The 13,145-nt window shown below is 34.2% G+C and carries 12 protein-coding genes and 1 pseudogene; 6 read left to right on the top strand and 7 right to left on the bottom strand.

All coding sequences use genetic code 11. The annotated features are described in order from the left end of the window. Together RPL90_RS00935 and RPL90_RS00930 are read right to left on the bottom strand one after the other, a co-directional pair. Positions 1-476, bottom strand: a 476-nt coding sequence (locus RPL90_RS00935; RefSeq protein WP_313541520.1) for a histidine phosphatase family protein, incomplete at its 3' end; no start/stop codon positions are given. 25 nt (positions 477-501) lie between these two features. Further along, positions 502-918 carry a cytidine deaminase gene (locus tag RPL90_RS00930; RefSeq protein WP_313541518.1) on the bottom strand — a complete coding sequence of 139 codons (417 nt, stop codon included), beginning with the start codon at positions 916-918 and terminating at the stop codon, positions 502-504. A gap of 169 nt (positions 919-1,087) precedes the next feature. Between RPL90_RS00930 and RPL90_RS00925 the strand changes: the two genes are divergently transcribed. After that, a complete protein-coding gene (locus RPL90_RS00925; RefSeq protein WP_313541517.1) occupies positions 1,088-1,327 on the top strand; it encodes a hypothetical protein in 240 nt (79 codons plus the stop codon). 307 nt (positions 1,328-1,634) lie between these two features. Here the strand turns inward: RPL90_RS00925 and RPL90_RS00920 are convergent, their stop codons facing one another. From RPL90_RS00920 to larA, 5 genes are all read right to left on the bottom strand, one after another. After that, on the bottom strand, positions 1,635-1,829 hold the full coding sequence (locus RPL90_RS00920; protein WP_313541515.1) for a hypothetical protein: 195 nt from the start codon (positions 1,827-1,829) through the stop codon (positions 1,635-1,637). A gap of 95 nt (positions 1,830-1,924) precedes the next feature. After that, entirely contained in the window at positions 1,925-3,091 is a 1,167-nt protein-coding gene (gene larC, locus RPL90_RS00915; protein ID WP_313541513.1) for a nickel pincer cofactor biosynthesis protein LarC, read from the bottom strand. 15 nt (positions 3,092-3,106) lie between these two features. Beyond that, complete coding sequence (gene larB, locus RPL90_RS00910; protein WP_313541511.1) at positions 3,107-3,865, bottom strand: nickel pincer cofactor biosynthesis protein LarB; 759 nt, start codon at positions 3,863-3,865, stop codon at positions 3,107-3,109. Positions 3,866-3,887: 22 nt separating this feature from the next. Beyond that, positions 3,888-4,709, bottom strand: coding sequence for an ATP-dependent sacrificial sulfur transferase LarE (larE, locus tag RPL90_RS00905; protein ID WP_313541509.1), 822 nt, complete (start codon positions 4,707-4,709; stop codon positions 3,888-3,890). Positions 4,710-4,726: 17 nt separating this feature from the next. Further along, positions 4,727-5,989, bottom strand: a complete 1,263-nt coding sequence (larA, locus tag RPL90_RS00900) for a nickel-dependent lactate racemase (protein WP_313541507.1) — start codon at positions 5,987-5,989, stop codon at positions 4,727-4,729. A gap of 266 nt (positions 5,990-6,255) precedes the next feature. Between larA and coaA the strand changes: the two genes are divergently transcribed. The 5 genes and pseudogenes from coaA to RPL90_RS00875 all read left to right on the top strand — a co-directional run bounded on the left by coaA (position 6,256) and on the right by RPL90_RS00875 (position 12,934). Then, positions 6,256-7,155, top strand: coding sequence for a type I pantothenate kinase (gene coaA, locus RPL90_RS00895; RefSeq protein ID WP_313541505.1), 900 nt, complete (start codon positions 6,256-6,258; stop codon positions 7,153-7,155). Positions 7,156-7,335: 180 nt separating this feature from the next. Further along, positions 7,336-7,917 carry a PadR family transcriptional regulator gene (locus RPL90_RS00890; protein WP_313541503.1) on the top strand — a complete coding sequence of 194 codons (582 nt, stop codon included), beginning with the start codon at positions 7,336-7,338 and terminating at the stop codon, positions 7,915-7,917. A gap of 14 nt (positions 7,918-7,931) precedes the next feature. Then, positions 7,932-9,080: an FAD-dependent oxidoreductase gene (locus RPL90_RS00885; protein ID WP_313541501.1), complete on the top strand. Its 1,149-nt coding sequence runs from the start codon at positions 7,932-7,934 to the stop codon at positions 9,078-9,080. A 397-nt stretch (positions 9,081-9,477) separates the two neighbouring features. Next, a pseudogene (ppdK, locus tag RPL90_RS00880) lies at positions 9,478-12,033 on the top strand (pyruvate, phosphate dikinase); the annotation flags it as partial. A 70-nt stretch (positions 12,034-12,103) separates the two neighbouring features. Then, entirely contained in the window at positions 12,104-12,934 is an 831-nt protein-coding gene (locus RPL90_RS00875) for a pyruvate, water dikinase regulatory protein (protein ID WP_313541499.1), read from the top strand. Positions 12,935-13,145 lie beyond the last annotated feature (211 nt).

The raw sequence follows: 13,145 nt of genomic DNA, 5'->3' as shown, positions 1-13,145 counted from the left end.
TTTACGTTATTACAGTATTTTAATAAAGTAGCTATAACACCATCATGAGTTACAAATAAGTGGTCGTATTGTTCATCTACGTAATTTTTTATAAAATATTTAAAAATATTCATAAATTCTTCATCAGTGAAATCATTCGGATGTACATTATTTAAAAGTTTAATAATCGATGTATTTATACTACTTAGATTAAAATTTAATTGGTCGCAGTTATGCATGCTACAAATTTTATGAGGAAAGGTTCTAGGGCCAAGAATATCTAAAATATTTAATTGAGCTGCACCACTGATTAACTGAGCAGATTCGATGGTTCTTACAGTGGGGCTACACCAAATTTTAGTATCATTATTAAAAAAACGTCTCAATTTCTTAATTTGATTGCTGCCAAGTTTTGTTAGTTTGGGATTTTTAAGATCAAAATTATGTGGTTCATTTAAATTATGTTCTGCTTGTCCGTGCCTAATAAAATACAACATTATTATAACTCCTAAAATTATAAAGTTATGTATTAAATTCTATATCGTTATAAGCATTCGTCCAATGAAAAGGTTGTAGGTCTAATAATGTTTTATATAATAAATCACTTTTTTCTGCAGTTACGCCAACTTTTACATTGTGTCCCCAAAATAAGAGCCTTTCTTGACACGTACCACAAGGAGTGAGTATTTTAAAATCACTATTTTCATCATCTCTTACAACACATATAGAATGAGTAATGATATCTTCATATTTATGTGCTTCTAAAATCGCACCTGTTTCAATACATAAAGCACTAGAAGCATTTATAATTTCTGGAGCAACTGATGTATAGATATTACGCTTTTTTGAATACATAGCAGCTGCGCCACCCCAACCTGTAGGATATCTCTTTTCGATTAGTGACTTTGCTTCTTCAAATAATTTTTGTTCAATATTCATAATATCCCCCATAAATTAAAGTTTTTCTTAAGTTTAGTGTATATTAATTAGCATTAAAATACACATATTAATTGATGGAATATATTAAAGTGTATAATATTAAGTCTATTCTAGAACGTCTTTAATGAATGACTATTTTTGTTATAATTTGATTAAAGAAGGTGAGCATATGATAACAAAAGGTATTAAATTTCCTAACACTAAATTTATTATTGACTGTATAGGCCTATTAGCTAGTATTGGAGTATTGATTGTTCTTGTGTTTAATTTATATGCAAGTTTTAGTGCCAATGGTAGCTCTGAATTTGGTATCAATATTGCTGGGAACCAGTTCATACTACTCAGCATTTTATGTGCAATCATCGCGATAAGTGCATTAAGTTCGTTCGTGTTAAAGAGAATAAAATAAAAATAGCTTTGTAATGATTTGGCATCGTGCTGACGCATTAGGGAAGCGTATGAGAGAGAGACTACAGGCTCGAACCATACTATCCTAAATCAAGGCAAGCATGCACGGCTAAATCGTAGGGAGCGGGACAAAAATCTTATTTTTATAAGAAGATTTTGTAGTACCACCCCGGCAAGGATGACTAGACTTGAAAGAAGCTTGATATAAGCGCATTTTCAATTCAGTCATCTACTGCCAATAGGAAAATGAGCCTGAAGACAACGGTATGTCTCAGGCTCTTAATAATTTAAAACTATATTATGATTTGTTATTTGCCACTTTCGGCACCATCTTTGAGCCCCTGTACTATGGCGTCAACATTTTGGAATCCACTCACGATAATCATACATACTAGTATGACAGCTAGACCTAAAAACCAATCTTTTACAGTCATTGGTGCTTTTCTAAGGTGAAAATAAAGACCTAATAATAGTCCAACAATAATCAGAACTAACGCGCTCATCACTATACCCCCTTTGATGTGATTCTTAAATTGTTAACTAGTGTAACATAGTTGAATTAATTTTAAAGGGGAGTCAAGTTTATACAAAATTAATATTAATTTAAATTATCTAACTGGCTCATTACATGATGGTAAATTTGTTGTAACGGTAATTGTGTTCTATCAGCAATAGCTTGTAGATCACTAAATTCAGGTTTGGCTTTTATAACTTCGCCATTTAATATTCCTAATTTAATCGTTACTTTACCATAATCCGTATCAATCGTTGTAAAATCACGGTCTAAAATCGTTCTGCGTACGCTATAGCTTCTAACGCCTAAAGAACTTGTTTGGCGTAATATGTAAGTTTCAAAAAAGCTTGCCTTTGATAGTGGACAAATCACAGTAAGTTGTACTGCAGGTCTACTCTTCTTCATCGTAATCGGTGTGTAGTAAACATCAAGCGCACCTTGAGAAAGTGCGTCTTCAATAAAATGCCCAAGCATTTCGGCAGGCATGTCATCTAATTGAGTCTCTAATACTTGCACGTAATCTTGTGTGTGTTGGTTTTCTTCAAATTGAATAATGCGTAAGACGTTGGGAAAATCAAAGTCTTTTGTGCCAGCCCCATAACCAATTCCAGTCATCGTGCATGGAGGTAAGGGTCCGAATTGTATAGCTAAACTTTTAGCAAATCCTGCTCCTGTCGGCGTGGTCATTTCACTAGCGACGTCTAATGAAGCGAGAGGTATGCCTTTTAAAATTTCAGCAGTTGCGGGAGCAGGGACGGGATAAAGTCCGTGTGCAATATTAACTTTGCCCTGTCCAGTTGGAATGGCGGAACAATAAATAGTATCAATATTTAAATCTTCGAGTGCTAAACAACTACCGATAATATCAATAATTGAATCAATTGCACCTACTTCATGAAAGTGAACGTCCGCAACGGTCATCCCGTGTATTTTAGCCTCAGCTTCGGCAATGACGTTAAAAATAGCACTACTTCGAGATTTAACACGTTGTGGTAATGTACTATTTTCAATCATGCTAAAAATATGTTGCGCAGTACGATGATGGTGACTTTCTGCTATATCTATAGATAAATACTGAGCATTAATACCTTGTTTATTTACATGATTAAATGATAAATCGAAAGTATCTAAGGGTAATTTAGACAATTCTTCTGTGATGTAATTTGGATTAGCCCCTAAATCGATTAATCCTGCTAAAATCATGTCGCCAGCTATACCTGCGTGGCAGTCTAAATAAATGGCATGTGACATTTCAATCTCTCCAGTCTAGTTTGTTTCGAGCATGTTGATGACTTGAGCGGCATTATAACCACCGCCGAAGCCATTATCAATATTTAATACGCTAGTTCCGGGCGCACACGAATTAATCATTGATAACAAGGTACTGACACCTGCTAAATTAGCGCCATAGCCAATGCTCGTTGGGATAGCATAAACAGGATGATTCACTAATCCTGAAATGACACTACATAATGCACCCTCCATGCCTGCCACGACGACTGAAACTTTACTTTCTCTAATGTCATCAATGTTTTCGAATAGACGATGGATGCCTGAGACGCCAACATCGTAAAAGCGTTTGACGGTAACGCCCATAACTTCAGCTGTTATTGCTGCTTCTTCTGCAATATGGATGTCTGAAGTGCCAGCGCTAATAATAGAAGCAACATAGTTCGATTTATTAATGTTAGCAGTAGGCGTACAAACGATATGTGCAGTAGAATGATATTCTAAATTAGGATATATAGACAGTATGTGGTTGGCTTTATCATCGTCAATACGCGTTACTAATATTGTTTGGTTATTATGATTTAAACTATTAATAATCGAAATGATTTGTTCGGAAGTCTTACCTTCACCAAAAATAACTTCTGGGAAGCCTTGTCTTTGGGGACGGTGTAAATCGATTTTAGCAAAACCCAAGTCATCATAATGTTTTAGTTTAACTTGAGCAGCTGCGATTGATAGTTTATTTTGTTGTACCTTAGTTAGTATTTCTTCAATATCGTTATTACTGTCTGACATGCTAAACACTATCCTTCACTTTTTAATTTGTTGTTTCAACTGTAAGTACTTCATTCATACTTCCTGTACGGTAACCTTCAAGGTCTATGGTTACATAGTCGAAATCAAGTGTTTTTAAATGGTCGATAATTTGTGTACGTTGTCGTACTAATTGGGCGATATCATTTTCAGCTACTTCTATACGAGCAATATTGTTGTGGTAACGCACACGAACGTTAGTAATATCTAAACTTAAAATAAATTTTTCAGCTTCGTTAATTTTGTTGATTTTCGTCTCATCTAAAGTTTCGCCATATGGCACACGAGAGGCCAAACTACATAGGGCAGGTTTGTTCCATACTGGTAAGTCTAACTGCTTACTTAATTGACGTACATCTTCTTTATATAATCCAACTTCTTGTAAAATACTTCTAACGCCTAGTTCGTCGCGAGCATGTAATCCAGGACGGAAGTCTTCGTTGTCATCCATTATCATACCGTCTAAAACATAATTAAAATGATAGGCTTCTTTAATGCTTTCTAATTTTTTATATAATAATAGTTTACTATAGTACCAGCTTTTCGGTGTGTTTTGTACAATGTGGCGATCTTCTAATTCTAAAATTTTGGTTTTAAGAATATGCGCGCCCATTTGATGCCCTAAGTTTACAGCTTGATCGAATTCTTCACTTCTAAATAATTCGGACTCTACAACGACACCAATAACGTTGCTTTCTCCCAATACGTCAAGCGCCTTTTTTAATACTAACGTACTATCAACACCACCTGAATATGCTACAACGACTTGCTTCATTTCTTTTAAAGTTTTTTCGAGTTGTTGTTCTTTTTCTTTTAATGTCAACATAATTAATCATTCTCCTTTTAAGATTCAACGTAAGGTATTGTTAATGGGCCTTGTGGCATAATGCCTATAGTTAAAGGTCTACCATATGATGTTTCTAATGATTTGAGCGTTGCTTCTATATTTGATGTAGGTTTTAACATAGCTTCTTCTAATTGTTGGTCAGTTAGTTTGGAATATACATAAACATTTGCAAATACTTGGATGCTTGCTTGTTTTTGTACTTGCCACTGATCCATTTCTGCAAAATTAGGGTCATGAATCATATCTAATAAGGCTTGTGGTGATTCGGCGCGTTTAAATATGTCGGCGAATTTGCCGTGGTCAGGTAAGCCGTCAGCACATTCGGAAACCATTATTATGGTGCCACCTTCTTTTACAATCTTATGTGCAGCACTCATGCCTTTTACTGTTTGATATAGATTTTGGTCAAGTGGATAACCCGAGTTAGAAGCTATGACAACATCGAAGCGGTCATCGCATCGAAACATAGCGTGTTCTTTTACATAGGCACATCCAACATCATGCGCCTCGTATAATTCACCTGCAAAGACTTGTGTAATTAATTTGTTTTTGTTTAAAGCCACGTTGAGCATAAAGTTTGGCTTACACATGGCGTTGATCTCACGTGTCATATTTTGCAACGGATTATCTTCCATGTTGCCCCAAGTCGACCGTATATCACCAATCATGCGCGCATTATGAAATGTCATTATTGTTTCAATACCTGCAATGCCAGGCATAATGCCTTTGGGTCCACCTGAAAAACCAGCAAAGAAATGTGGCTCTATAAAGCCAGTAACGATTTTGAAATCCGATTCGACGTAATCTTTATTTAAATAGACGTCAGAGCCATATTCACTATGACCGACTTTTACTAATGAATCTTTATCGTGACAGTGATTATGCACAATTTTAATTGTATCTACAATATCTTTACCTAACATTTGGATTAATTCATCGCGCGTCTGGTCTCTATGTGTACCTGTGCCATTGATAATGACAAAATTTTCGCGTGGTACGTGGGTTAATGTGTTTAAAATACAAGGTACTAAAATATGATTCGGTGTAGGACGTGTAATATCACTAATAACGATAGATACGGTATCATCTGAGTTAACCAGTTCTTTTAATGGCGGTGTACCTATAGGATTTTCTAATGCTGAATTTATTGCAGCTATATCATTATCTAATGGTTCCAAGTCTTGTGACTCAATTAACGTACTGCTATCTGGCACTTCAATCTCGATATTTGATTTCCCGTACAAAATTTCTGTTTTCAAAAATAATCACTCCAGTAACAATTGCCAACTTATTTAATATCAATTTGTAAGCACTTTCATTATAATACGAAATACATGAATTTAAAAATATAGTAATGATTTAATTATATTTGTGTTTATAAAAGTAAGTGTGTTAAATTTTTTGAATCGTTTTATTGAATCACAGCACATGTTGCATTATACTAGTTGAGATTATTAAATGAAGGCGCTTAAAATATTATCGTTAAATATAACGACTAATGTGTGGTTTAAAAGGAGATAGTGACGTGGAATTTTCAAAAAAGCAGTGGCAAAATATAGATAGCTCAGTAGATATAAATTTGGAAGATCTCGATTTTGAAAGTTTATTAAGTTTAAATGACTATGCTACCAAACAAGAAATTAAAACATTATACTTCCCTTTAATAGAGATGTTAAGTGAAAAAACGCGTAGACATAAAGAATACATTAACTATATTCAACAAAAAATAGTAAATCGTAAACGTACAATACCATTTGTTATTGGTGTATCAGGTGGTGTAGCTGCTGGTAAAAGTACTGTTGCACGTTTATTAGCTGAATTGTTAAGTAAACATAATCCAGAGTGGAAAGTTGATTTAATAACGACAGATGGGTATATTTTGCCGAAGAAAGAACTGTTGGCACAAAATATCATGTCAAAAAAAGGATTTCCTGAAAGCTATGAATCCAACACATTGATTCAACACTTGAAAAGTATAAAAGACGGTGAGAAAGTCCCGACTTATACATACTCACATTTAACTTACGACCGGTTGAAAGATGATTTTCATTATGTGGACCAACCAGATATTTTAATTATCGAAGGGGTAAATATATTCCAAGTACATGGACATGCAGAACAATTAGTAAGCGATTATATTGACTATAAAATATTCTTAGACGTATCTTTAGATTTAATGAAATCATGGTATATTCAAAGATTTTTAAAATTACAAGAAAGCGCCTTTCAAAAACCAGAGTCACACTTTTATCAATATAAAAATTTATCGCGAGATGAAGCGATTAAATTAGCGACACAATTATGGACAGATATTAATGAACCTAATGTGATCAATAACATTTACCCAACTAAAAGTAGAGCAGATTTAATATTGCATAAAGCTGAAAACCACACGATTGATAGTTTGATTTTTAATCAATTTTAAAGAACAATAACAATAAAAAAATACCTAACAGAAGTAACTTTCTGTTAGGTGTTTTTTTATGCAAAATGTTGATATATCAGTATTTAACTATAAATCAATAAAAAATAACGATATTTCGTTGACGTATTTCGATATATCGTTTATACTTTCGATATATCGAAATGAAGAAAGGTGATTATAATGTTTAGAAAACAATTTGAGAAAAAAGCGCACTATATGAGAAGCAGAATGATGAATAGAGACGGATTTGGATTTGGCGGACATGGTCCAGAAGATATGGAACGTGCATTTAGAGCACGAGGTAAAGATCGATTCTTCAAAAAAGGAAATTTACAGTTTGTCATTTTAAAAATGTTACAAGAGGAATCAAAACACGGTTATCAAATTATTAAAGACTTAGAAGAACGTTTCAAAGGTTTTTATTCTCCGAGCCCAGGCTCTGTATATCCAATATTACAAATGTTAGAAGACAGAGAATTTGTCTCAACTTCACGAGATGGTAAGAAAAAAGTATATACAATCACTGAAGAAGGCGCACAATTTTTAGCAGATAATATGAATAATGATGACATGTTACAACGCATGGAACAATTTAAAAATATGGACTTTGAAGCAATGAAAGCTATGCGTGGCGAGTTACAGGAATTATTTAAAAAATTTATGTTAGCTGGCAAAGAAGCGATGAATGATGATGAGAAGAAACAACAATTTAAAAAGTTTGTAGAACAAACAACTGAAGATTTAGATAGTTTATATAAATAAAGAAGGAATATGAAATGACTAGTAATAAAACTAATAAAAGTATCGCAATTATAGGCGGTGGTCCTGGTGGCTTAATGCTCGGCTTATTGTTACAACAACAAGGCTATGACTATACAATTTTTGAAAAAGCTCATCCAACCGTGAATAGTGAGCGTGGTGGTTCATTAGATATTCATGATGATAGTGGCCAACTTTCGATTATTGAAACGGGTATATATAATCACTTTAAATCTTTAGTTAGATACGAAGGTGAAGATACGAAAGTTATTGCTAAAGACGGTACGGTGATTTTTGAAGAAGATGCTGAAGGAGAAGGTGGCAGACCAGAAATAGACCGTGGCGAACTATGTGACATTATATTGGCACAACTAGACAAAGCACATATTAAATATGGCTATGTTTTTGATTCTTTAGAGCATTTATCTAATAATAAAGTAGCTGTATCATTTACAAATGGTGACATGGAACAATTTGATTTAGTAGTAGGGGCAGACGGAGCATTCTCTAAAGTAAGACCCTACTTATCGACTGCAGATATTGAGTATACAGGTATTTCAATGGTTGAAATAAATATTGATGATGTTAAAAATAATTACCCAGAGTTAGCGACTTATAATAAAAATGGTAAGGCAATGGCATTGGGTGGCAATCAAGCATTATTAGCTCAATTAAATGGAGATGGACGTATAAAAGTGTACGTGTCATATAGAGCACCTAAGGAACGATTAGACAGTTACAAACAATTATCTATAAGTGAATTAAAAGCTCAGTTACTAGATTATTTTGATGACTGGCATGAAGATTTAAAAGCGTATATTTATGCTATGAGTGACGATGTCTTATTTAGAAGAATATATAAATTGCCTATCGGATTCAATTGGCATCATGACGCACAAGTGACATTGTTAGGTGATGCAGCACATTTAATGAGTCCCTTTGCCGGCGAAGGTGTAAATACAGCATTATATGATGCGTATATTTTTGTAGAAGCATTAAAAGTGAATGATAATTTTGATGAGGCAATACGCCAATATGAACAACAAATGTTAAGTTATGCACAAGACAGAGCACAAGAATCACAAGACAATCTAGAATTAATGTTTGCACCGGATGCTGCACAACAAATGGGAGCGTTCTTTAATTCTATCGAAAGTGAAGCATAATAAATTTACCATTACTATCTATTCAAGGTAGTAATGGTTTTTTTTAACATAAATTCAATAAAAATCGCGAATTCGTAAAATAGTATGACATATTAGTGAAAAAGCACTTGTTTTTAATATTAAACAATGTATATAAACTGCATTTTTAAAAATTAACTAAATAAATATGGAAGGTCTAAAAGTTGTCATTAATGTAATATCACTAATATGACACACTTTTAAAATGGCTTGGTGACAATGTTTTTTAGAATGTATATATCACATGCGAGTTATGAAAATTGTATTTTATATTAAAAAAATTTCGGAAAATTTATACATTTTAGTTGTTATTTAACGATTAATATGACATACTCATTAAAATTAGTATAACATATTAAAAATTAAAGAGGTGTTAAGTATGACGAAATTAATATACGCATTCGATGAAGGTAAAAAAGGTATGAAAGATCTATTAGGGGGTAAGGGTGCGAACTTAGCAGAAATGAAAAGGTTAGGTTTACCAGTGCCTGATGGATTTACAATTACGACGCAAGCTTGTATTGACTACCTTGAACAAGGAGGCACATTATCTGAAACACTAATGTCTGCACTTCAAGATCAATTAGCGGCATTTTCGACTCGTACGAATAAAGCATTCTCGTCTAGTGACAACTTATTATTAGTATCGGTACGTAGTGGTGCCAAAATTTCAATGCCAGGAATGATGGATACTATTTTGAACTTAGGTTTGAATGATGACAATGTAGAAAAGCTTGCTCGTAAAACAAATGACGAGCGTTTTGCTTATGATTGTTACCGCCGTTTATTACAAATGTTTGGAGAAGTCGTCTATGACGTACCAATGACTGCATTTGATACATATTTTAATGATTATAAAAAACAACACGGTTATGAAATTGATGCCGATATTCCAGCGGAAGGGCTACAAGCAATATGTGAACGCTATAAAGCCATATATGAAGAAAAGGTTGATAAACCATTCCCACAAGAGCCAATTGTGCAATTAACCGAAGCAATTGAAGCGGTATTTAAGTCTTGGGACAATGACCGTGCCCGTGTTTATAGACAATTAAATGATATTCCATATGACATAGGTACAGCAGTAAACGTACAAGAAATGGTTTTTGGTAATAGTGGAGATCGTAGTGGCACGGGCGTAGCATTTACACGTCATCCGGGGACAGGAGAAGCGAAATTATTTGGAGAATATTTACTGAATGCACAAGGTGAAGACGTAGTGGCAGGCATTCGTACACCTAGAGACATAGCAACATTACATGACCAAATGCCTCAAGTTCACCAACAATTTGTCAAAGTGTCTCAAAGTTTAGAACAACATTATAAAGATATGCAGGACATTGAGTTCACGATTGAAAATGAACAACTTTATATTTTACAAACAAGAAATGGTAAACGTACTGCTAATGCAGCAATTAATATCGCAGTAGACTTAGTGCAAGAGGGCGTTATTAGTAAAGAAGATGCGATTAAACAAGTAGAAGTAAAATCAATCGATCAATTATTGCATCCAAATTTTGACGAACAAGCATTAGCACAAGCAACTGTTATTTCGAAAGCCGGTTTACCTGCAAGCCCTGGGGCTGCAACAGGTAAAATTGTTTTCTCTGCAGAAGATGCTAAAGCTCAAGCAGCTCAAGGAGAGAAAGTCGTTTTAATGCGACCTGAAACTTCTCCTGAAGATATTGAAGGTATGGTAGCGAGTAAAGCAATCGTAACGACGCATGGCGGAATGACTTCACATGCGGCAGTTGTAGCGCGTGGAATGGGTAAATTTTGTGTGACAGGATGTGCAAATTTAGAAATTAATACGCAACAACGTATAGTAACTTACTCACAAGGTGTTTTACACGAAGGTGATATTGTATCGGTAGATGGCGCGAATGGTGATGTTTATGTGGGCGAAATTGATACTATTAGTGCACAACGTAGTGAAGCATTTAGTAAGTTTATGCAATGGGCTGCAGAAATTGCTCAACTAAGTGTACGAATGAATGCTGAAACACCACAAGATATAGCAGCTGGATGTCAATTTGATGCCACAGGTATTGGTCTTGTTAGAACGGAGCACATGTTCTTTGCTCCAGAAAGATTAGTTGAAATGCGTCGCTTTATTTTAGCGCATAACCACGATCAACGCGTCGCAGCATTAAACAAAATTAGTACTTATCAAACAGATGATTTTGAAAAGATTTTAAGACAATCTGAAGATAGACCGACAATAATTCGCTTATTAGATCCACCGTTACATGAATTTTTACCTCGTTCAGAAGAAGAAAAAGAAAGTGTGGCATCACAATTAAACATTTCTACAAGAGAATTGAACCAGAATATTGAACAGTTACATGAAGTAAATCCAATGTTAGGTCATCGCGGATGTCGTTTAGCAATCACATACCCTGAATTGTATGAGATGCAAGTTGAAGCCATTATGAATAGTGTGATTCGCTTAAAAGAACAAAGTATCGAAACAAATCCAGAAATTATGATACCTTTAGTGTCTACAGTCGAAGAATTTAAAACGTTAAAAGCAATGATTATTGAAAAGATTGAAAGAATGGCACATGAAAACGGGCATGAGCTTAATTACGCTATCGGAACTATGATCGAAACGCCTAGAGCTTGTTTAATTGCACATGAAATAGCTAAAGAAGAAGACTTCTTTAGTTTTGGAACGAATGACTTAACGCAGTTAACTTATGGATTTTCAAGAGATGATGCCGGTAAATTTATCAATGCATATGCTGATCAGGGTATTATGGAAATCGATCCATTCCAAACGCTTGATGTCGATGGTATCGGCCAACTCATTAAGCTAGCGTCTGAACAAGCAAAAGCGGTCAATCCTAATATTAAAATTGGTGTATGTGGTGAGCTGGGCGGAGACATGAAATCTATAGCATACTTTAATATATTACCAATTGATTACGTATCTTGATCCCCATTTAGAGTGCCAGGTGCTATTTTAGCAACGGCACAAAGCGCTGTGGAAAGTGGGCGATTGAGTGTTAAATAGTAAGTATAACGACATACTAACGATATTTATCATTTCTGACTCTATCGGTGAGACGGCACAACGAATGATACATGCAACTTTGTCGCAATTTCCTGACTTACATCATATTGCTATAGAAAAATTTGCTTTCATTAAAAGTGAAGAAGAATTAATTGGTATATTAGAGCGTGCTATTGCTAAATCAGCTATTGTCGTAACGACTTTAGTGAATCCATATTTTAATAGAGTAGGATCAACGTATGCACAAGAAAAAGATATAGCGTATATCGATTATATGTCAGGGTTGATTGAATTTATTCAAAATCGTACACACAGTGAACCCATTTTAGAAAGTGGCGCTTTGCGTAAGTTAGATGAACAATATTTCAAACGTATTGAAGCTATTGAATATTCGGTGAAATATGACGATGGTAAACATTTTACCGACATAGGGGAAGCGGACGCTTTAATCATCGGGGTGTCTAGAACTTCTAAAACGCCTTTAAGTATGTATTTAGCTAATAAAGGATATAAGATAGCCAATATTCCACTAGTACCTGAAGTAGACATTCCAGATGAAGTTTATAAAAATAAAAAAATGAAGGTATTCGGACTAACAGCGAGTCCAAACTATATAATGAATATTCGTAGCGAGCGTGTGAAAGTATTAGGATTAAGTAATTCTACAAACTATAATAATATGAATCGAATTAAAGAAGAATTAGCTCATGCAGAAGAAGTGTTCCATAAATTGAATGCGAATGTGATTAATACGGAATATAAATCTATTGAGGAATCAGCTTTTTATATAGAGAAATTACTTATCGATGAAAAGACATAATGAACAACGCGTGCTATTGCAATGTGCAATGGCACGTTTTTATGCGTTTTTAGCCATGCAATACGGGTAAAGCTTAATCAAGTCGTTACATGATAAGGTTAATATATGTCTCTTTTTATTAAAGGTAACCAATATTATAAGAATGTCATTATTTTTTTAAATATGTTTAAATAGTATTATATGTGACAACAAATAGATTTAAGTTGAACAA

The sequence above is a fragment of the Staphylococcus kloosii genome (assembly GCF_032139365.1).
Lineage (GTDB): Bacteria > Bacillota > Bacilli > Staphylococcales > Staphylococcaceae > Staphylococcus > Staphylococcus kloosii_A.
This window is presented reverse-complemented; position numbering and strand designations above follow the sequence as displayed.